Source organism: Blautia sp. aa_0143 (assembly GCF_004167315.1).
In the GTDB taxonomy this organism is placed as follows: domain Bacteria; phylum Bacillota; class Clostridia; order Lachnospirales; family Lachnospiraceae; genus Blautia_A; species Blautia_A fusiformis.
Genome location: NZ_RCXU01000040.1, coordinates 1 through 22,094 on the forward strand (window position 1 = coordinate 1; position 22,094 = coordinate 22,094).

General features: G+C 46.7%; 16 protein-coding genes, 2 tRNA genes and 1 rRNA gene. 16 read left to right on the forward strand and 3 right to left on the reverse strand.

Features of this window, described 5'->3' with window-relative positions:
* Positions 1–84 precede the first annotated feature (84 nt).
* Both EAI83_RS15515 and EAI83_RS15520 read left to right on the forward strand, forming a co-directional pair.
* Complete coding sequence (locus EAI83_RS15515; protein ID WP_129976049.1) at positions 85–1,230, forward strand: exonuclease SbcCD subunit D; 1,146 nt, start codon at positions 85–87, stop codon at positions 1,228–1,230.
* On the forward strand, positions 1,230–4,514 hold the full coding sequence (locus EAI83_RS15520; RefSeq protein WP_129976051.1) for an AAA family ATPase: 3,285 nt from the start codon (positions 1,230–1,232) through the stop codon (positions 4,512–4,514). The genes EAI83_RS15515 and EAI83_RS15520 overlap by 1 nt, the downstream gene beginning before the upstream one ends.
* Before the next feature lie 121 nt (positions 4,515–4,635).
* On the opposite strand, the gene EAI83_RS15525 is transcribed toward EAI83_RS15520, so the two are convergent.
* On the reverse strand, positions 4,636–6,120 hold the full coding sequence (locus tag EAI83_RS15525; protein WP_129976053.1) for a DUF1846 domain-containing protein: 1,485 nt from the start codon (positions 6,118–6,120) through the stop codon (positions 4,636–4,638).
* 175 nt (positions 6,121–6,295) lie between these two features.
* Here EAI83_RS15525 and ftsH point away from each other — a divergent pair, with 175 nt between their 5' ends.
* From ftsH to EAI83_RS15545, 4 genes are all read left to right on the forward strand, one after another.
* Positions 6,296–8,434, forward strand: coding sequence for an ATP-dependent zinc metalloprotease FtsH (gene ftsH / locus EAI83_RS15530; RefSeq protein ID WP_021651517.1), 2,139 nt, complete (start codon positions 6,296–6,298; stop codon positions 8,432–8,434).
* 72 nt (positions 8,435–8,506) lie between these two features.
* Complete coding sequence (gene uvrC / locus EAI83_RS15535) at positions 8,507–10,354, forward strand: excinuclease ABC subunit UvrC (RefSeq protein ID WP_118752773.1); 1,848 nt, start codon at positions 8,507–8,509, stop codon at positions 10,352–10,354.
* A 110-nt stretch (positions 10,355–10,464) separates the two neighbouring features.
* The gene (gene hprK, locus EAI83_RS15540) at positions 10,465–11,412 is read left to right on the forward strand and encodes an HPr(Ser) kinase/phosphatase (protein ID WP_021651515.1); all 948 of its coding nucleotides are present in this window, start codon (positions 10,465–10,467) and stop codon (positions 11,410–11,412) included.
* Between the two features lie 13 nt (positions 11,413–11,425).
* Complete coding sequence (locus EAI83_RS15545; protein ID WP_021651514.1) at positions 11,426–12,361, forward strand: ROK family glucokinase; 936 nt, start codon at positions 11,426–11,428, stop codon at positions 12,359–12,361.
* A 177-nt stretch (positions 12,362–12,538) separates the two neighbouring features.
* On the opposite strand, the gene EAI83_RS15550 is transcribed toward EAI83_RS15545, so the two are convergent.
* A complete protein-coding gene (locus EAI83_RS15550) occupies positions 12,539–15,175 on the reverse strand; it encodes a transglycosylase domain-containing protein (protein WP_092070105.1) in 2,637 nt (878 codons plus the stop codon).
* Between the two features lie 178 nt (positions 15,176–15,353).
* Here EAI83_RS15550 and EAI83_RS15555 point away from each other — a divergent pair, with 178 nt between their 5' ends.
* Entirely contained in the window at positions 15,354–16,010 is a 657-nt protein-coding gene (locus tag EAI83_RS15555; protein WP_022426677.1) for a YigZ family protein, read from the forward strand.
* 104 nt (positions 16,011–16,114) lie between these two features.
* Here EAI83_RS15555 and EAI83_RS15560 read toward each other — a convergent pair whose 3' ends face one another.
* The gene (locus EAI83_RS15560) at positions 16,115–16,633 is read right to left on the reverse strand and encodes a peptidylprolyl isomerase (RefSeq protein ID WP_021651510.1); all 519 of its coding nucleotides are present in this window, start codon (positions 16,631–16,633) and stop codon (positions 16,115–16,117) included.
* A gap of 93 nt (positions 16,634–16,726) precedes the next feature.
* Here EAI83_RS15560 and tsaE point away from each other — a divergent pair, with 93 nt between their 5' ends.
* The 9 genes from tsaE to EAI83_RS15605 form a co-directional block, all read left to right on the forward strand.
* Positions 16,727–17,167, forward strand: a complete 441-nt coding sequence (tsaE, locus tag EAI83_RS15565) for a tRNA (adenosine(37)-N6)-threonylcarbamoyltransferase complex ATPase subunit type 1 TsaE (protein ID WP_129976055.1) — start codon at positions 16,727–16,729, stop codon at positions 17,165–17,167.
* Complete coding sequence (tsaB, locus tag EAI83_RS15570) at positions 17,164–17,889, forward strand: tRNA (adenosine(37)-N6)-threonylcarbamoyltransferase complex dimerization subunit type 1 TsaB (protein WP_129976066.1); 726 nt, start codon at positions 17,164–17,166, stop codon at positions 17,887–17,889. Before tsaE ends, tsaB begins: the two co-directional genes overlap by 4 nt.
* Complete coding sequence (gene rimI / locus EAI83_RS15575; RefSeq protein WP_118752771.1) at positions 17,886–18,329, forward strand: ribosomal protein S18-alanine N-acetyltransferase; 444 nt, start codon at positions 17,886–17,888, stop codon at positions 18,327–18,329. Before tsaB ends, rimI begins: the two co-directional genes overlap by 4 nt.
* A 77-nt stretch (positions 18,330–18,406) precedes the next feature.
* Entirely contained in the window at positions 18,407–19,318 is a 912-nt protein-coding gene (locus EAI83_RS15580; protein ID WP_129976068.1) for a ribonuclease Z, read from the forward strand.
* A gap of 4 nt (positions 19,319–19,322) precedes the next feature.
* Positions 19,323–20,342, forward strand: coding sequence for a tRNA (adenosine(37)-N6)-threonylcarbamoyltransferase complex transferase subunit TsaD (tsaD, locus tag EAI83_RS15585; protein WP_129976070.1), 1,020 nt, complete (start codon positions 19,323–19,325; stop codon positions 20,340–20,342).
* Positions 20,343–20,363: 21 nt separating this feature from the next.
* Positions 20,364–21,068 carry a 2-C-methyl-D-erythritol 4-phosphate cytidylyltransferase gene (gene ispD, locus EAI83_RS15590; protein WP_015525917.1) on the forward strand — a complete coding sequence of 235 codons (705 nt, stop codon included), beginning with the start codon at positions 20,364–20,366 and terminating at the stop codon, positions 21,066–21,068.
* Positions 21,069–21,246: 178 nt separating this feature from the next.
* Positions 21,247–21,332, forward strand: a tRNA-Ser gene (locus EAI83_RS15595).
* Between the two features lie 139 nt (positions 21,333–21,471).
* Positions 21,472–21,560 (forward strand) — tRNA-Ser (locus EAI83_RS15600).
* Between the two features lie 244 nt (positions 21,561–21,804).
* Positions 21,805–22,094 (forward strand): 16S ribosomal RNA (locus EAI83_RS15605); the annotation flags it as partial.

Below are 22,094 nucleotides of genomic sequence, written 5' to 3' on the forward strand. Positions count from 1 at the left end.
AAAGAAACAGTAAGCGGTATTCGTGAGAATCCGCATTATCTCGATGTGAGTATGTTTAATCACATTTTGAGTGGCAGGTGATCGATGAAACTGATCCATTTATCAGATCTTCACCTGGGAAAACGTGTCAATGAGTTTTCCATGATCGAAGATCAGAAATATATTTTGAATGAAATCCTGAGGATCATTGATAAAGAAGCACCGGACGGGGTTCTTCTTGCGGGGGATCTTTATGACAGACCGATTCCGTCTGCGGAAGCCGTGCAGCTTTTTGACCGGTTTCTTACGCAGTTGGCAGAAAGGAAGATTCCGGTGTATGCCATCAGCGGAAATCATGACAGTGCGGAAAGGATCGCTTTCGGTTCACAGATCATGAGTAGCAGTGGGATCTGCATGACCCCGGTATACGATGGAAAAACAGAAAAGTACTGTTTAACGGACAGCTATGGAGAAGTGTGGATCCATCTGCTTCCATTTGTGCGTCCGGCAACTGTGAGGCACGGGCTGGAAGGAGAAGAAGAGGTGGATGAGATCCGTACCTACCAGGAGGCCGTGCAGGCGGCAGTTGCACATATGGAGATTGATAAACGTCATCGCAATGTACTGATCGCCCATCAGTTTGTGGTCGGTGCAATGCGCTGCGATTCTGAAGAGATTTCCGTTGGAGGTATCGACCAGGTGGAGGCAGATGTGTTCCGGGATTTTGACTATGTGGCACTTGGTCATATCCACAGTCCTCAGAATGTGGGAAGCGAGCACATCCGCTACTGCGGAACTCCTTTGAAATATTCTTTTTCCGAGGCAGGACAGCAGAAATCCGCGACAGTTGTGGAGCTTCTGGAAAAAGGAAATCTCAAGATCAGGGAGATTCCGCTGAAGCCTCAACGGGATATGCGAAAACTGAAGGGCACATACATGGAAATCACATCACTGTCCGGTTATCAGGACACAAACACAGAGGATTATGTGCAGATCACGCTGACAGATGAAGAAGATATCGTAAATGGAATGCAGAAGCTCCGTACTATTTATCCGAATCTGATGAGGCTGGAATATGATAACCGACGCACAAGAGAAAACCAGGAGATCGCAGGCACAGAAACGGTGAAAAGGAAATCTGAGCTGGAATATTTTGAGGAATTTTTTGAACTGCAGAATAACCAGCCCATGAATGAAGAACAGCGGAAATATTCCGAAGACCTGATCCGTAAGATCCAGGAGGTGAAATAATGAGACCGGAAAAACTGACCATCAGTGCCTTCGGGCCCTATGCGGACAAAACAGAGATTGATTTTTCAAAGCTTGGAGAGGGAGGTCTCTACCTGATCACCGGTGACACCGGAGCGGGAAAAACCACGATCTTTGATGCGATCACCTTTGCGTTATATGGAAGAGCCAGTGGAGAGGTAAGAGATCCGGCCATGTTTCGGAGCAAATATGCAGAGCCTTCCACAGAGACCTTTGTGGAGCTTGTTTTTTCCTATCAGGGGAAAAATTATCACGTGCGCCGGAGTCCGGAATATATGGCTCCGAAAAAAAGAGGCACCGGACAGACTCTTAGAAAAGCTGAAGCACAGCTGATCTATCCGGATGAACGTCAGCCGGTGACAAAGGCAAAAGATGTTACTGCGGCAGTGGAACAGCTTCTGGGACTGAGTTATGATCAGTTCACACAGATCGCAATGATCGCCCAAGGGGATTTCCAGAAATTACTTCTGGCAGGAACTACACAGAGAGGAGAGATCTTCCGACAGCTCTTTCACACAGGACTTTATCAGCAGATTCAGATGAAACTTAAGGATGCGTCAATAGCCAGATATAAGGAATATGATGAAATGCGCCGCAGTATTGCCCAGTATTTGGATGGAGTGAAAACGGAGACTGCTTCATGGCAGGAGGCAGAGGAATTTGACGAACTGAAAAAGATAAAATTCGAGGGAAAACTGGAGCGGAGTCTGGAACTTCTGAAGCAGTTTCTGGAATATGGTGAAGCACAGGAAAAAGAGCTCCGGGAAAAAGAAGACTCGCTTAATCAGGATATACGAAAAGCAGAAGAGGCACAAAATCTTGTGGCTCAGAAACGAAATCTGGAGCTGAAAAAGAAAAAAGCGGAAAAAGATCTGGAAGAATTAACACCACTTCTACAGCTTGCAGTAGAAGAGGCGGAAAAATATAAAGATGCAGATCACAGATGTGAAGAGCTTGGAATCAGGATCCGTGAAAAAGAAGAAAAGCTGAAAAAATATCAGGAGCTGGAAAAGCTGAAAAAAGAGCTGGAAACAATCGAAGGAAAGCTTGAAACAGTCAGTGAAAAAAAAGAGAAGGATATTTCCGAAGAGCAGCTTTTGCAGAAAAAAGATGAGGAAGAAAAAAAACGCCTTTCAATACTGGCAGATGCAGGAGAAGAACTACAAAAATACAAGTTTGAGTACGATAAACTGGACAGTGAAAAACGAAGCTATGACAGCTGTCTGCTGACGGAAGAAGAGATCAAAAAAGAACAGAAACAGATAGATGGATGGCAGGAAGAAATCATCCGGAAAGAAACGCAGCAGAAGGAAGAGCTGGAGCAGCAAAAGAAAGACAAGGCGCTGTTGGACAGCGCGGAGCTGGAACTTCAGAAGGCAGAGACGAAAAAGACAGAAGGGCTTCGGAAAAAGAAAGAATTAGAAGGACTGATTGCTCTGGTTAAGGAGTTTCAAGGGGCTTATAATGCCACGAAAGAGCAGCAGGAAAAATATAAGATTTCCATTGAAAAAGTACAAAAGCAGAGAGAAGTTTACCAGAAACTGTTTCAGAGTTTTCTGGACGCGCAGGCAGGGCTCCTGGCGCAGGAACTGAAAGAGGGCTGCCCATGCCCGGTATGTGGTTCTTTCGAGCATCCGCGTCCGGGAATACTTCCCAAAGGACAGGTTGTGGATCAGGAAATCCTGGACAGAGAGAAACAAAAACTGGACAGACTGGAGAATGACGCAAATACGCAGAGTGTGGAAGCAGGAAAACGAAAAGAACGCCAGAAAACATTATGGCATCAGATCCAGAGGGAGGCACAAGAGCTTTTACATGAGACGGAATGGAAAAAGCTGATCCCTTTGCTGAAAGAAAAACAGGACCAATGTGAAAAGCAGTTGGCAGACAGCGAGGAAGAGATTCGCATAGCAATAGAACGTAAAAAAAAGAAGAACGAAACAGAAACGTGGATCGAAAAGCTGGAAACAGAGATCGTTCAGTTACAGGAAGAGAAAAATCAATGTGACAGAAAACAGGCCGGTCTTCAGACAAGAGACGTGGAAAACAAAAAGCAGCAGCAGATAACAGCAGAAGAGATCCGAAAACTGATTCAGAAAAGTCTGGTGGCAGGAAATGGAGAAGTGACGGACAACACAGCTGCAGGATTTGAAAGACAGATACAGGATATGCTCAGCTGCCTGTCAGAAAAAGTTCAGGGAAAGGAAAAAGAAGCAAAACAGAAACAGGATCTTGAGAAGCTGATCATAGAAAGAGAAAAGACTCTGAAAGAACTGGGAAGAGTTATCAATGAAGCTGCACAGGACATCGTACGTCTGGAAACAGAGAGGAAGAACAAAGCACAGAAAGTGGATGAGCTGAACGAAGAGATCGGAGAAGGTGGAAAAGAATCTCTGGAACAGGAAATAAAAACACAGAGGAAGCTGTATGAAGAGCTGAAAGAAAGCAGCAGAAGAGCTCAACAGAAATTACAGGAGATCCGGGCGGAAAAGGAAAGAATAACAGCGGTTGTAAAAAACTTTGAGGAGCAGAAAAAAGAAATCGGAGAAGTAGATGAGGATGCGCTCAGAGAGCAGTACAGCCGTTTTAGGGAAGAGAAAACACAGCTTTCGGAAAAACGAAAAGCACTTTTTTCTGTTCAGAAGGGAAATGAGGAAATATATCAGAAAGTGCAGGTACGTCAGACGGAAATGACTGCGGCGGAAAAAGAATATGTCTGGATGAAAAATCTTTCGGATACAGCAAACGGAAAACTGAACGGAAAATCCAAGATCGAGTTGGAAACGTATATCCAGATGGCATATTTTGACCGGATCCTGCGAAGAGCCAATCTCCGTCTTATGACCATGAGTAGCGGTCAGTACGAACTGAAACGCCAGGAGCAGAGCAAAAATCAGAAAGAAAAAGCAGGTCTCGATCTGAATGTCATAGATCACTATAACGGAACAGAACGAAGTGTAAAGACATTGTCCGGTGGGGAATCCTTCCAGGCATCGTTATCCCTGGCGTTGGGACTTTCCGATGAGATCCAGGCTTCAGCCGGGGGAATCCGGCTGGATTCCATGTTTGTGGATGAAGGATTCGGTTCTCTGGATGAGGAGTCTCTGGAGCAGGCATTAAAAGCGCTGAACAGCCTTGCAGATGGCAGACGTCTGGTAGGGATTATTTCCCATGTTTCCGAGCTGAAGGAACGAATTGACAATAAGATCATCGTTACCAAGCAATGTGGCGGAGAAGGTGTGGGAAGCAGTATCCGGATACAGTAACGCAGAAATAAAATAAGAATAAGATAAAAAAGCTCCGGCCGGGATGACATATATATGTATCGTTCTGGTCGGAGCTTCTTATATAGCTTTTTATTTATACAGAAGGTATGTTATCAGAGAATCAGTCTTTCTGATAGTTTTTCTTCTGTTCCTTCTTGGCTTCGCAGGTAAGCTCAACACCAAGCTTACGGAAGCTGATCACATCCACATCGGAAAGCATTACGGAAGTATGAGCCTGGCATCCACGGAGATTCGGGATCTGTTCCAGGGCAAGGCGTGCGGCATCGCTGGTTGCTGCACTCATGGAAAGGGCGATCAGGATCTCATCAATGTGAAGACGTGGATTTTTGCTTCCAAGATATTTGGTCTTCAGCTGCTGGATCGGATGGATGGCATCCGGAGAGATCACATGAAGCTCGTGATCGATTCCTGCCAGCTCTTTCAGGGCATTGAGAAGAAGCGCAGCGGATGCGCCGAGAAGATCGGAGGTTTTTCCGCATACGATCTTTCCGTCAGGAAGTTCCAGAGCGGCGGCAGGGCCATTGGTTGCTTTTTCTTTTTCGAGGGCAGCCGGAACAACCTTACGGTCAGTGATCTCTGCATGAGCCTGCTGGAGAAGAAGCTCGATCTTACGTACCTCATTCTCTGTGCCGGAGCCGGAAACCAGAGCGTTCATGCTCTTATAATAACGGCGGATGATCTCCTGGCGGGAAGCCTCCTGGCATACTTCATCGTCAACGATGCAGTTACCTGCCATGTTGACACCCATATCTGTCGGAGATTTATAAGGGCAGCTGCCCATGATCTTCTCAAACATGGCCTGTACAACAGGGAAAACTTCTACGTCACGGTTGTAGTTGACGGTAGTTTTGCCGTAAGCCTCCAGATGGAACGGGTCGATCATGTTGACATCGTTGAGATCTGCAGTGGCAGCTTCGTAGGCAAGGTTTACCGGATGTTTCAGAGGAAGGTTCCAGATCGGGAAGGTCTCAAATTTTGCATAGCCGGCTTTTACTCCTCGTTTGTATTCGTGGTAAAGCTGGGAAAGGCAAGTTGCCATTTTTCCACTTCCTGGTCCCGGTGCTGTGATCACGACCAGAGGTCTGGTAGTTTCAATATAATCATTCTTTCCATAACCCTCGTCACTTACAATAAAGGAAGTGTTGCTTGGATAGCCGGGGATCAGGTAAAGCTTGTAGACACGGATTCCCAGTTTCTCCAGACGTTTTTTGAAGAGATCGGCACTTTCCTGGCCGGAGTACTGTGTGATGCATACGCTTCCCACATACAGGCCACGGCTTGAAAACTCATCCATAAGACGGAGTACATCTTCGTCATAGGTGATCCCAAGATCGCCACGTATTTTATTCTTGTCAATGTCATTGGCACTGATAACAATAACGATCTCCGCCTGATCAGAAAGCTGCATCAGCATGCGGAGCTTGCTGTCCGGTTCAAAACCCGGAAGAACACGGGATGCATGGTAGTCGTCAAACAGTTTGCCGCCGAATTCAAGATAAAGCTTGTTGCCGAACTGACCGATTCTTTCACGGATGTGTTCTGACTGCATTTTCAGATATTTGTCATTATCAAAACCTATTTTCATTTGTCTGATTTCCTCTCCTCTTTAATTTTCCAATTCACTGGGAACAGTATACTACAACTTTACGTTCACTGGCAATATCCAATGCGGTGTTTTTTCGATGGTATTTTTGTAATCTCGCAGTTGATTTATATGGTTTTTCTCTTTATAATAAAGAAATGACAAGAGGAGGAAAAAAATGAATAATCAACTGAATAATGATCAGGACGGGAAGCGACCTGACAACAAAGATCCCAGGCAGGGATCAGGTAAAAATCATCAGTCGATTCTGGCTTTTCTGATATGCCTCCTGGTCACACTGGTGTGCTTCGCGTTGTTTACCAATATGCTGAAGGATAACAGCAGTGAGATCTCCTATGATAAATTTATCGATATGGTGGATAAGGACCAGGTTAAGGAAGTAACGATCCAGTCCAGTACATTGACGATCGTACCCAAGAAAAAGAATTCCAAGTACGAGGATATGAGCTATTACACCACGAAGACTGAAGACAGTACAGCACTTACCAAGAGACTGGAAGGAAAGGGAATCAAGTTTGAGACCGATCCGCCGGATGTTTTTGGTGAATTTGTTGCAATGATCCTGAGCGTGGTTCTGCCGACACTGCTTTTGTTCGGACTTCTGATGTTCTCCATGCGCCGCATGAACAAAGGCGGCGGGATCATGGGCATGGGCGTAGGCAAGAGCAAAGCCAAGGCATATGTGCAGCAGGAAACGGGCGTTTCCTTTAAGGATGTGGCAGGTCAGGATGAAGCCAAGGAATCTCTCCAGGAAGTTGTGGATTTTCTTCACAACCCCGGAAAATACACAGCCATCGGAGCCAAGCTGCCTAAGGGCGCACTTCTTGTAGGCCCTCCGGGAACCGGTAAGACATTACTTGCCAAGGCAGTTGCAGGTGAAGCGCAGGTACCGTTCTTCTCTCTTTCCGGCTCGGAATTTGTGGAGATGTTTGTGGGCGTGGGTGCCTCACGTGTCCGTGACCTTTTCGAGGAAGCCAAGAAGAATGCTCCATGTATCGTATTTATCGATGAGATCGATGCCATTGGTAAAAGCCGTGATTCCCGCTATGGCGGCGGAAATGATGAGCGTGAGCAGACATTGAACCAGCTGCTTGCGGAGATGGATGGCTTTGATACATCCAAGGGACTTTTGATCCTTGCTGCGACCAACAGACCGGAGGTTCTTGATCCGGCTCTTCTCCGTCCGGGACGTTTTGACAGACGTGTGATCGTTGACAGACCGGATCTTAAAGGAAGGGTGGATATCCTGAAGGTACATGCCAAGAACGTGCTTCTGGATGACACCGTTGATTTTGAAGCTATTGCACTTGCAACTTCCGGTGCGGTAGGTTCTGATCTTGCCAATATGATCAATGAGGCTGCGATCCTTGCAGTCAAGAAGGGACGTAAAGCTGTATCACAGAAGGACTTGGAAGAATCCGTAGAGGTAGTTCTGGTGGGAAAAGAGAAGAAGGACCGTATCTTAAGCAAACAGGAACGCCGGATCGTATCCTACCATGAAGTCGGACACGCACTGGTAAATGCACTCCAGAAGGATGCGGAGCCTGTACAGAAGATCACCATCGTACCCCGTACCATGGGAGCCCTGGGTTACGTTATGCAGGTACCTGAGGAAGAAAAATATCTCAACACCAAGAAAGAGCTGGAAGCTATGCTGGTAGGTTATCTTGGCGGACGTGCTGCAGAGGAGATCGTTTTTGACACAGTCACTACAGGTGCTGCCAATGATATTGAGCAGGCTACCAAGGTGGCCAGAGCCATGATCACACAGTATGGTATGTCTGAGAAGTTCGGACTGATGGGACTTGCCACACAGGAGAACCAGTATCTCAGCGGAAGAGCAGTTTTAAACTGTGGTGATGATACCGCAACAGAGATCGATCATGAGGTGATGAAGCTTCTCCACCATTCCTATGAGGAAGCCAAGAGGATCCTTGGAAGTCACAGAACAGAGATGGATAAGATCGCGGAATATCTGATCCGCAAGGAAACCATTACAGGCAAAGAGTTCATGAAGATCCTCCGTGCAGTTCAGCAGGGCCTGGATATCCCGGAGAATCTGGATGATCTGGTACTTTCCGAGGATGAAAAAGAAGTGTCCAATAAACAGGATATTGAAATGATTGCGGAAAATAACGAGGCTGCAAAAAGTACAGAATCGGTTCAGTTCAGACCGGAGATATCCGGACAGGAACTGACAGAGGATATGCAGGCACCGGAGAAAACAGAAGAATCTGCTCAGACAACAGATAGCGATCATGCAGAAACAGAAGAAAAGCCGGGATCACAGGCATAAAACAGATCATAAGAAAACCGGGAGAAATCCCGGTTTTCTTATTACTGTAATAGTAAAACAGGAGAATAAAGTATGTTCATAATCGAGGAAGAATTAAAGAAGCTTCCGGCAAAACCGGGAGTTTATATCATGCATGGCGAGAAAGATGAGATCATCTATGTGGGAAAAGCCATAAGCCTTAAGAATCGTGTGCGCCAGTATTTCCAGAGCAGTCGTAATAAAGGTGCCAAGATTGAACGGATGGTTACACATATTACCAGATTTGAGTACATTATTACGGATTCGGAGCTGGAAGCCCTTGTGCTGGAGTGTAATCTTATCAAGGAACATCGTCCGAAATATAATACCATGCTCAAAGATGACAAGAGCTATCCGTTTATTAAGGTGACAGTTCATGAGCCATACCCGAGAGTGCTTTTTGCCAGGAGAATGAAAAAGGACAAGGCAAAATATTTTGGCCCCTATACAAGCGGCGGAGCAGTAAAGGACGTGATCGAACTGGTGCGAAAGCTGTATCAGGTGCGCTCCTGCAACCGCAGTCTTCCGAGAGATACCGGAAAGGACCGGCCCTGTCTGTACTATCATATGAAACAGTGCAAGGCACCCTGCCAGGGATATGTCAGCCAGGAAGAATACCGGAAGAATATCAATAAGGTGATCAAATTTCTGAATGGAGATTTTCAGGACGCCATTAGTGAGCTGATGGAAAAAATGCAGAAAGCTTCGGAGGAAATGCGCTACGAAGATGCTATGGAATACCGGGACCTGATCAGCAGTATCCGGAAGATCGGGGAACGGCAGAAGATCACCGGCTACGGGCAGGAAGACAGGGACATCATTGCAGTAGCCATGGATGACAGTGAAGACCTCAGGGATCAGGATGCGGTTGTCCAGGTGTTTTTTATCCGGGATGGCAGGCTGATCGGCAGAGATCATTTTTATCTCCGTGTGGCAAAAGGTGATACAAAGGCGCAGGTCCTTTCAAGCTTTCTGAAACAGTTTTATGCGGGAACGCCATTTATCCCATCTGAGATCATGCTGCAGAGTGAGATCGAAGATGTAGATATCATAGAGGAGTGGCTGTCAGGAAGGAGAAAGCAGAAGGTACACATTCGGGTCCCGAAGAAGGGAACCAAGGAAAAGCTGGTAGAACTTGCCCTGGAAAATGCCCGTATGGTACTTGCCAAGGATAGAGAACGGATCAGGCGGGAGGAAGGACGAACCATCGGAGCTGTTCACGAGGTGGAAGAATGGCTGGGCTTGAAAAATGTGGTGCGCATGGAAGCCTATGATATTTCAAATATCAGTGGCTTTGAGTCTGTGGGATCCATGGTAGTCTATGAAAAAGGACGTCCCAAACGCAGTGATTACCGTAAGTTCAAGATCAAATGGGTACAGGGACCCAACGATTATGCCAGCATGGAAGAGGTTCTGACCCGAAGATTCACTCATGAGAGTAACGGAGAATTTGACAGCTTTGCAAGGCTTCCGGATCTGATCCTGATGGATGGTGGAAGAGGGCAGGTAAATATCGCTCTGAAGGTGTTGAATGAGCTTGGGATAAGCATCCCGGTCTGCGGTATGGTCAAGGATGATCATCATCGGACGAGAGGCCTGTATTTCAACAATGTGGAGATTCCTATTGACACATCCGGCGAAGGCTTCCGTCTGATCACCAGGATCCAGGATGAAGCCCATCGGTTTGCCATTGAATACCATCGTTCCCTCAGGAGCAGGGAACAGGTCCATTCTATCCTGGATGATATCCCGGGGATCGGTGATACCAGGAGGAAAGCCCTTCTGCGTAAATTTAAATCTGTGGAAAATATCCGGGATGCATCGGAGAAAGAACTGGCACAGACAGAGAGCATGAATGCCAGAAGCGCCCGTCAGGTCTATGAATTTTTTCATAAATCCTGATGCTGCATTGCAGTTTCAGCAGTGATTGTGTATAATTAAAGATAAGGTGTCTCACGCCTCGGTAAAACGGCAGTGAGAATGCAAACTTTCAGCGAAAAGGAGACAAAAGTATGAAGGGTGTACAGTTGACAAAGATGGTACAGGAACTGGAGCTTAATAATCTGACTCCGGAGATCGACCTGTCAGGCATCGTGATCAAGACTGCGGAGATCAACAGACCTGCGCTTCAGCTTACCGGATATCTGGAGCATTTTGCCAATGAACGAGTTCAGATCATCGGATATGTAGAGTATACGTATCTGATGCAGCTTAATGAGGAGGAGAGACGTTTTAAATATGAACGTTTCATTTCCAGCAAGATCCCATGTGTTATTTTCAGTACCATGACTCGTCCGTCTCAGGACATGATCGATCTGGCTGTTAAATATAATGTTCCGACATTCGTGACAGAAAGAACAACTTCCAGTTTTATGGCAGAGATCATCCGTTGGCTGGGCGTGCAGCTTGCACCATGTATTTCTATTCATGGTGTGCTGGTTGATGTTTACGGCGAGGGAATCCTGATCACAGGTGAGAGCGGTATCGGTAAGAGTGAGGCAGCCCTGGAGCTGATCAAGAGAGGTCATCGTCTTGTCAGTGATGATGTTGTTGAGATCCGTAAGGTCAGTGACGTAACACTGGTGGGATCTGCGCCGGATATCACACGTCACTTTATCGAACTTCGTGGTATCGGTATCATCGATGTAAAAACACTGTTCGGTGTTGAGAGCGTTAAGGATACCCAGTCTATCGATCTCGTGATCAAGCTTGAGGAGTGGGACAGAGACAAGGAATACGATCGTCTTGGACTGCATGAGGAGTATACAGAGTACCTTGGAAATAAGGTAGTATGCCATTCTCTTCCGATCCGTCCGGGCCGTAACCTGGCGATCATCGTTGAGGCAGCGGCTGTCAATCACAGACAGAAGAAGATGGGATACAATGCGGCAGAGGCTCTGTACAAGCGTGTACAGGCAAATCTTGCGAAAAAAAGAGAAAATCCGGATGACGAAGAATAAGAGAGGGTAAGAAATGGGAACATATTGTTTTGGAATCGATGTAGGTGGAACAACTGTAAAATGCGGACTTTTCCGTACGGATGGTACTCTTGTTGAGAAATGGGAGATTCCAACCCGTAAAGAAAACAATGGAGATCAGATCCTTCCTGATGTGGCAGCAGCAGTAAATGCCAAGATGGAAGAAAAGGGTATCTCCAAAGAGGAGGTGGAAGGCGTCGGGATCGGTGTTCCGGGACCGGTAAACTCCAAAGGCGAAGTATCACGTGCAGTAAATCTCTTCTGGGGATATAAGAACGTTGTGGGAGAGATGGAAGAACTTACAGGTCTTCATGCGGAAGCTGGAAATGACGCCAATGTAGCGGCATTGGGAGAGGCATGGAAGGGTGCTGCAGCAGGCTCCTCCGATGTGATCATGGTCACACTTGGAACAGGTGTAGGCGGTGGTATCATTGTTGATGGAAAGATCGTGACCGGACATCACGGAGCTGGCGGTGAGATCGGACATGCCAATGTGGATCATCATGAAACAGAATCCTGCAACTGCGGAAACAGGGGCTGTCTGGAACAGTATGCTTCTGCGACCGGAATTGTCCGCATGGCAAAAAAAGAGCTTGCAGCTTCCGGTGAGAACAGTGTTCTCAGAGATGCCGAAGAGATTTCAGCAAAAGCAGTTCTGGACGCATTTAAGGAGAATGATCCGGTAGCTGTAGCAACCATGGAAAAGGTCGGAGAGCAGCTGGGTGGTGCTCTTGCCATTATTTGCTGTGTGACAGATCCGGAGACCATTGTTATCGGCGGAGGAGTTTCCAAGGCCGGACAGCCGCTTATTGACTGTATCCGGAAATATTACAGAGAGTATGCTTTTGAATCCTGCAAGGATACTCCTATCGTGATCGCGACACTTGGCAATGATGCAGGAATCTACGGTGCAGCCAAGATGGTACTTTAACCGAACCAGGGAAGTACCCTGCTTCAATTGCGAAAAGTAATAAGCGGTGGGTGGGACTTGCCTGAACTGATAAACTGCGAGACAGTAAGAAGTTATTAAAAGTAAAAAAAGTGGTTTCCATATTTCAGGAAACCACTTTTTTTATATGTTGTTTATGAAAGATACCTATAATGGAGATCATTCATAATATTCTACAGGATCTTCGCCGGTGTCATCGCCACCGGTATCATTGCTGTTATCATAGCTGCCGTCATCACCACCGGTGTTGTCGTCTGTTCCGGAATTGTCAGTATCATCACCGGTATTATCGGAACCGTCATCGGAATTGTCAGTATTGTCAGTGTCGGTGCTGTCAGTACTGTCCGGAGCTGCGCTTGGAATCGCTTCAGCTGCTGCATCGGTATCGGCGTCCGTATCTTCGTTATAATAATAGTCCTCTTCATCGTAATCGCTGCTGCCGTAGAAATGCTGATCACAGTATTCGGTGGGAAGACTGGAGATATCAAAATACTCTGTGATAGTCGGGCATCCGGATCTGGGAAGAAGACCGGTTTCTGCGCAGACACTGGCTTTTTCCACACTGGAAGGCATATCGAAATCTCTGTCCTCCAGGCCCTCGTGGATACGGGTCATAACCTTTTTCCAGAGATTTTTGTGGAAGTTACGGGCATCTTCCGGAATTTTTTCGTTGTTGTCATAGCCGGACCATACTGCACAGGTGTAGTACGGTGTGTAGCCTACGAACCACAGGTCATTGTAGTCCTCTGTAGTACCTGTTTTTCCGGCTACAGTCATATTGTCCAACTGGCAGGCGGTACCGGTACCTTTTTTTACAACGTCTTCCATGGCGCTTGTAAGAAGATAAGCGGTACTGTCTTTGATCACAGATCTGGAAACGGAGGAGTTCTCGATCAGAACATTTCCGTCATGATCAAGGATCTGTGTATAATAGATCGGTTTGATATAGTTCCCGCCATTAGCAATGGCTGCATATGCAGCACAAAGTTCCACGTTCTTGACACCTTTGGTGATACCGCCAAGAGCAGTAGCCAGGTTGGCGTCACTCCAGATATTTCCGTTGGCATCTTTATCTGCCTCAGTTCCGTGAGCTAGTGTGGTGAAACCGAAATCATCCAGATATTTAAGGCCGAGAGCCGGGGTAACCTGCTCCAGGCATTTAACAGCTACAACGTTGATGGAATTCTGGATCGCTTTGCGGATGGTGGTCTCGCCGCCGTAGCTTCTTGAGGCGTTGTTGACAGGAGATCCGTCCGGGTATTCGTAAGGCTCATCCATAAAGGTTGTAGCAAGTGTATCGCCTTTTTCGTTCAAAGCAGGTGCATAGGTGGAAACGATCTTAAAGGTAGAACCAGGCTGTCTGGTCGTATCAGTGGCACGGTTCAGGGTCAGGCTGGCTGTTTTTTCGCCACGGCCTCCGATCAGGGCTTTTACGTAACCGGTATGCTGGTCAATGACAGTCATGGAAGACTGTGGCTGTGGCGCAAAGTTTACACGCTCAGATACTACGGTGCTTCCGTCTGCCAGGATGTTAGCCTTGTACTGATCCACATACTGCTGACCTTCCTCGGGAGAATCAAAGAGAAGATCAAATTCCGGATCCTGATCACGGAAATACAGCTGCAGCATTTCTTTGCTGTAGTTTGTCTGTTTTCCATCCGGGCTTTGTACAGTCAGTGCATAATCCAGTTCATACTGAACATTGGCCGGATAGTTATCAGGGTTTGCATATTCCTCATCAAGGATCTGCTGCATGTTGGAATCCAGGGTTGTCATAATCTTCAGACCACCGCTGTAAAGAAGATTGGTAGCCTGTGTCTTGGTATATCCTTTAATGTTCATCAGGTCGCTGATGACCTGATTGGTAACCTCATCTTCGAAATACGTGTAAACGGTACTTTCTTCTTCGGTGTTCTCAAGCTGTGCGGCCTGGATACGGGAATAAACGTCATCATTCAGTGCTGCATTATATTCATCCTGTGAGATGTAATTCTGATCCAGCATGTGATCCAGGACTTCCTTCCGTCTCTTGGAGTTTGCTTTTGGATTGGTGATCGGATTGAATTTGGTAGGGTTCTGTGTGATGCCGGCAAGGGTGGCACATTCAGAAAGGTTCAGATCCCATACGTCTTTGTTAAAGTATTTTTTGGAAGCGGCCTGTACACCGTAGGAACCTGCACCCAGGTTAATGGTATTCAGGTAATTCTCAAGAATCACATTTTTGTCATATTTTTTTTCAATCTGTACCGCAAGGTACTGCTCCTGGAACTTACGTGTGAAACGTTCCAGCTGTGTGGATTCGTTGGTCCAGTCAGTGAAAACATTATTCTTCAGAAGCTGCTGTGTGATGGTACTGGCACCCTCGGAAAAGTTACCGGTGGTGATCGCCTTCATTCCGGCACGTGCGATACCGCGGACATCAATACCGTTATGTTCATAAAAACGCTCATCCTCAATGGCTACCACTGCATGCTGCAGACTGACCGGGATCTGGTCCAGGGAGACCGGAAGACGGTTGGATGTAGGGGCTGAAAGCTGTCGCATCTGTGTTCCCTGGTCATCATACAGGAAGGTTGCATATCCGAGAGGTGAAATATCCACATCGTTGACGTCAGGTGCTCCGGCGATCACGCCCCGGAAGGAGCCGATACCAAGGCAGACAACCATGACGCAGACTGCGATCAGAGCTGTAAATAAAACCCGGATAAACGAAACGTGTGCTCTTTTTTCCAGCATGGAAGTACGGGAGATCAGAGCATTCCGCTTCTTGGAAGTGGATCTTTTTCCGTAGTTCATAATATTCCTCCTTTATAATCCGTTTCATTATAACAAATATGAGATGCCAAATAAAGCCTTAAAAAAAATTTCACAATTCATGATATCTTATACATTGTGCAATGAAGATAATTATTATACAATAAAGAAAACTCTGCCTGAAACAGAGGGTTGGATATAGATAACGGAGGCGTAAACCATGCTGGAACATTATAAAACCATATACGAAGGCGGCGAAGGCGAACTTGTGGAAAAAAAATCCCGTTTCATCGCAACCGTCCGTCCTGTGGAAACAGAAGAAGAGGCCCTTGCCTTTATCGAAGAAATGAAAAAAAAATACTGGGATGCACGTCATAACTGCTATGTATATTCCGTAGGGATGAACCGGGAAGCCACCCGCTGCAGTGATGACGGAGAACCATCCGGAACAGCCGGAAGGCCTATGCTGGATGTGCTTCTGGGAGCCGGGATCTATAATGCGGCCATTGTGGTGACCAGATATTTTGGAGGTGTCCTTCTTGGGACAGGAGGGCTTGTGCGGGCATATTCCGGTGCAGTCCAGGCAGGACTGGCGGCAAGTACCGTCATTGAGAAGCATCATGGGATCTCTCTTCAAGTGACGACGGATTATACAGGGATCGGAAAGATCCAGTATATCGCAGGAGAAAGAAGTTTGCCGATCCTGGATTCCGAATATACCGACAAGGTTGTCCTGAAGCTTCTTGTGCCGGATGATCAGGTCGAAGAGGTGAAGAAGGCGATCACAGAAGGAACAAACGGAAGAGCCGGACTTGAGAAGGATGCAGAACTGTATTTTGCGAAAGTAAACGGAGAAGTGAAGACCTTCGAAAAGTAAAAGAAAAGAGAATGTCAGTATAAAAATACCCCGGGAAGAGGGCTGATGATCTGCGTTACAGTCTGCTCTTCGCGGGGCTTTTTTATTTTAGAAAATTATTCCTGTCAGCATTTCTCCGGTTCCGGATAATCTACACCAAAGGTATCAACAGTCATGGAGCTGATCTTCTGCTCGTCAAGAGGACGGTCACTGTAGTCCGTGTCTGTCTCTGCGATAGCATTTACAACATCCATGCCCTCAATGATCTGACCGAATGCAGCATAGCTTCCATCGAGATGCGGAGCAGCCTTGTGCATGATAAAGAACTGGCTTCCGGCAGAGTTCGGATTCATGGCTCTTGCCATGGAGAGAACACCTGGTGTATGCTTCAGGTCGTTTTTGAAACGGTTCTGGGAGAACTCACCCTTGATACTGTATCCCGGGCCACCCATACCGGTTCCGTCCGGGCATCCGCCCTGGATCATAAAGCCGTTGATGACACGGTGGAAGATCAGGCCGTCATAAAAGCCCTTTTTTACAAGGCTGATGAAGTTATTTACTGTGTTCGGGGCAACTTCCGGATATAATTCCGCTTTCATTACATCGCCATTATCCATTGTGATGGTAACGATAGGATTTGCCATAGTTTTCGCACTCCTTTTCAAAAAGTATTGTATTTCGCTGTTCGCTCTATTATAATATGCAAAGAATAATTGTGCAAGAAAAAGGTGGAAAATATGGTCATAGAAACGCATGATCCTGAGGAAACATTCGAGGTCGGAAGGACGATCGGAATGAATGCGAAGCCGGGACAGATCTACACACTGACAGGCGATCTGGGAGTTGGAAAAACCGTGTTCACACAGGGAGTGGCAGCAGGTCTTGGAATTACAGAACCTGTAAACAGCCCTACGTTTACCATTATCCAGGAATATAAAGACGGACGTCTGCCATTTTATCATTTTGATGTATATCGTATCGGGGATCTGGAAGAAATGGAAGAGATCGGATACGATGATTATTTTTTCGGGCAGGGAATCTGTCTGATCGAATGGGCGGAACTCATTGAGGAGATCCTGCCGGAAAAAAGGATCGAAGTTACCATTGAAAAAGATCTTGAGAAGGGCTTTGAATACAGAAAGATCACCATTGAGGAGAGAGGAGAAAAGACAGAATGAGAGTTTTGGCACTGGACAGTTCCGGAATCGTGGCATCCGTAGCCGTTGTGGAGGACGATACACTGGTAGCGGAATATACAGTTAATTATAAGAAAACACATTCCCAGACTCTTCTTCCCATGCTGGATGAGATCGTGAAGATGACAGAGCTGGATCTGAAGACGATTGACGCTATTGCGGTAGCCAAGGGACCGGGCTCTTTTACCGGACTCCGTATTGGCTCTGCCACAGCCAAGGGACTTGGACTTGCCCTTGACAAACCACTGGTCGGGATTCCGACTGTGGAGGCACTGGCCTATAATCTCTATGATGTAAACGGACTGATCTGTCCGATCATGGATGCCAGAAGAAAGCAGGTTTATATGGGAATCTATCGTTACGAGGATCACAGGCTCATGACGGTAAAGGATCAGATGGCAGTGGGAATTGAGGAGCTTCTTTCCATGCTGAATGAGATGGGAGAAGCCGTAACATTCCTCGGAGACGGAGTCCCGGTATTTAAAGATATCATCGCAGATAAGCTTACTGTACCGTTTTCTTTTGCACCGGCCCATCTTTCCAGACAGAGAGCAGGTGCTGTAGGTGCACTTGGTGTCCTTTATTATAAAGAAGGCAGAACCGAGACAGCGGCTGAGCACAAACCGGATTATCTCCGTGTTTCACAGGCTGAGCGGGAGCGTGCCCAGAAACTGAAAAAAGGATCAGAAGGGGAAAACGCATGATCTTAAGAGAAATGCTTGTGGATGATCTGGATCAGGTTATGGAGATCGAAGAGGAACTTTTTTCAGTCCCCTGGACAAAAGAGGGATTTCTGACATTTCTTATGAAAGAGAATGGGATGTTTCTTGTTGTGGAAGAAAAGGGCCGGATCCTGGGATATTGTGGTCTTCTTACGGTGCTGGATGAGGGGGATGTGACCAATGTGGCTGTCCGCAGAGACCGTCAGAGAGAGGGAATCGGAAATTTTCTTATGGAAAGTATGATCCGTCTGGCAGAAGAGCGTGGGATCACCATGATCCATCTGGAGGTCCGGGCAGGAAATGAGACTGCGATCCGGCTTTATGAACGTCAGGGATTTGTGCGAGATGGCCTGCGAAAGGGATACTATACAGATCCCACAGAGGATGCTGTCCTTATGACACGCACCGCAGCTTCTGAATAGGCTTACCCGGGAGAGGTACTTGTCTGTACGGGATAAGTATGCTAAACTTTGCCACAGAACAGGAAAAGAGGAAAAATATGTTAGATGTTTGTTTACTTGGCTGCGGAGGAATGATGCCGCTGCCACGCAGATGGCTCACCGCACTGATGACCCGTTATAACGGCAGCAGTCTGATGATCGATTGCGGGGAAGGCACTCAGGTGGCCATTAAAGAAAAGGGCTGGAGCTTCAAGCCTATTGATGTGATCTGTTTTACCCATTATCATGGGGATCATATCAGCGGACTTCCGGGACTCCTTTTGACTATGGGAAATGCAGACCGCACAGAACCGCTGACTCTGGTAGGCCCAAGAGGACTGGAACGTGTGGTAAGCGCACTTCGTGTGATCGCACCGGAGCTGCCCTTTGAAATTAAATTTATCGAGATCACGAAACCGGAGGAGGTTCTGGAACTGAACGGTTACCGGATCACTGCATTTCGGGTGAACCATAATGTTACCTGCTATGGATATACCCTTGAGATCCTGCGCCAGGGAAAATTTTCTCCTGACAGTGCCAGTGCACATGAGATCCCGCTGAAATTCTGGAATCCGCTGCAGAAGGGACAGACTGTGGAGGATGAAGGAAGGATCTACACACCGGATATGGTGCTTGGTCCGCCAAGAAAAGGGATCAAGCTTACCTATACCACAGATACCAGACCGACAGAGTCTATTTTACGTAATGCAAAAGGTTCCGATCTTTTTATCTGTGAGGGAATGTACGGTGAAGATGACAAGATCGAAAAGGCAAAAGGCTACAAACACATGACGTTTCGTGAAGCGGCCACTCTTGCCCGTGATGCGGAAGTGGAGGAAATGTGGCTGACCCATTACAGCCCTTCTCTGGTACGTCCGGATGATTACATGGATACAGTACGTGAGATCTTTCCGAAGGCATGGCCGGGAAAAGACGGGAAGAGTGTGGAACTGAATTTTGAAGAGGACTGAAAAAATGAAAGATACATTAATTCTTGGTATTGAGAGCTCCTGTGATGAAACGGCAGCTTCCGTTGTAAAAAATGGAAGGACTGTCTTATCAAACGTGATTTCCTCACAGATCGAGATCCATAAACTGTACGGAGGTGTTGTACCGGAGATCGCCTCCAGAAATCATATAGAAAGGATCAACCAGGTCATCCAGGAAGCGCTGGGCGAGGCAAATGTCACTCTGGATGATATTGATGCTATCGGTGTAACCTATGGACCGGGGCTTGTCGGTGCACTTCTTGTAGGTGTGGCAGAAGCCAAGGCTATTGCCTATGCAAGAAACCTGCCACTGGTAGGCGTGCATCATATAGAAGGCCATGTTTCTGCCAATTATATTGAGCATCCGGATTTGGAACCGCCGTTTCTCTGTGCCATTGTATCCGGTGGACACACCCATCTTGTTATTGTGAAGGACTACGGCCAGTTTGAGATCCTGGGCCGAACCAGAGACGATGCGGCAGGTGAGGCATTTGATAAGGTTGCACGTGCCATTGGGCTGGGATATCCGGGAGGACCGAAGATCGATAAGCTGGCAAAGGAAGGAAATCCGGACGCTATCGAGTTTCCACGTGCAAAAATCGGCGAAAATCCGTATGATTTCAGCTTCAGCGGCGTGAAGTCCGCAGTTCTTAATTATTTAAACGGGGCAAAAATGAAAGGTGAGGAAGTAAACCGTGCAGATATCGCGGCATCCTTCCAGAAGGCGGGTGTTGACGTACTGGTAGAGCATACCATGCAGGCAGCAGCTGATTTTGGCATGAAAAAGGTTGCCATTGCAGGAGGTGTTGCTTCCAACGGAGCACTTCGCACTGCTATGGAAAAAGCATGTACAGAACGTGGATACAAATTTTACCGTCCGTCACCGATCTTCTGTACGGATAACGCAGCGATGATCGGTGTGGCAGCTTACTATGAATATATCAGGGGAACACGCCACAGCTGGGATCTGAATGCGGTTCCGAACCTGAAGCTTGGCGAAAGATAAAAGAATCCGGGGTAATTGATCATGGGAGAGTGCAGAAATACAGCTATTGTCCTGGCAGCAGGCCAGGGAAAGAGAATGCACAGCAAAATACAGAAGCAGTTTATGGAGCTTGACGGGATGCCGGTGCTCTGTTATTCTCTGCGCTGTTTTCAGGAAAGTCCGCTGATCAGGGATGTGATCCTGGTAACAGGGGAGGAGTATGTTTTCTGGTGCAAAGAAGAAATCGTGGAAAAATATGGTTTTACAAAGGTTTCTGCTGTAGTATCCGGCGGAAAAGAACGGTACGATTCTGTTTATGAAGGACTTCGTGCGTGTAAAGATACAGAGTATGTGCTGATCCATGACGGTGCCAGACCATTTATTGATCATGGGATCATTGAAAGAGGACTTATGGCAGCAGCACAGACAGGTGCCAGTGTTACAGGCATGCCTTCCAAGGATACAGTTAAGATCGCAGATGAGGATGGGAATGTCAGTGAAACTCCGGATCGCAGCAGTGTATGGATCGTCCAGACTCCGCAGATCTTTCAATACCCGCTGATCTATGGCGCATATACCAGCATTCGGCAGAAGGAAATGACCGGAATTACAGATGATGCCATGGTTGCAGAACATGAGACCGGGGTGAAGATCCGCTTTTCAGAAGGTTCTTATCGCAATATCAAGATCACAACACCGGAAGATCTGGTGGTTGCGGAGGCATTTTTGAAGGAAAACAGAGAGTAGAATAGAGAGTAGAACAGGGTGAAAATCCCGGTAAATATGGACATATAGCAGAAATTGAAGCTATATGTCCAATTTTTTGAAAAAAATATCAAATTTGTTATTGACAGGGGAGATATTTGATGATAGAATACAACATGCGCTGACAAAACAGCACAAAAAATGTTGAAAAACATTATATGGAGAGATATCGAAGTGGTCATAACGAGGCGGTCTTGAAAACCGTTTGTCCGCAAGGGCGCGTGGGTTCGAATCCCACTCTCTCCGTTTGTCAAATACAGAATAAAAACTTTTTAAAAAAGTTAAAAAAAGTACTTGACAACATAAAAGATACGAGATATAATATCACCTGTCGCTGAGAACGGCAGAGATAAATATCGGAACTACTTAGTAAGTAGGGCAATTTGGAGAAGTACCCAAGCTGGCCGAAGGGGCTCCCCTGGAAAGGGAGTAGGTCGTTAACGCGGCGCGAGGGTTCAAATCCCTCCTTCTCCGTTTTGATTTTTCTGAAGACTAAATGCTTCAAAAAAATTAAAAAAAGTTCTTGACAAGCAGTTGAGAATGAGATAAAATGAACGAGCTGTCTGAGAGACAGACACAACAAACCTTGATAACTAAACAGTGAAACACATACGATTCTCGAAAATTTCTTTACATTTAAAGAACGGTTTAAACAAACCAAAAGCAGTAAAAACGAGAGATAGCCAAACGGTTGTCTTGAGTAAATGAATCAAACATTTTATCAGAGAGTTTGATCCTGGCTCAGGATGAACGCTGGCGGCGTGCTTAACACATGCAAGTCGAACGGGAAACCTTTTATTGAAGCTTCGGCAGATTTAGATTGTTTCTAGTGGCGGACGGGTGAGTAACGCGTGGGTAACCTGCCTTATACAGGGGGATAACAGTCAGAAATGACTGCTAATACCGCATAAGCGCACAGAGCTGCATGGCTCGGTGTGAAAAACTCCGGTGGTATAAGATGGACCCGCGTTGGATTAGCTAGTTGGTGAGGTAACGGCCCACCAAGGC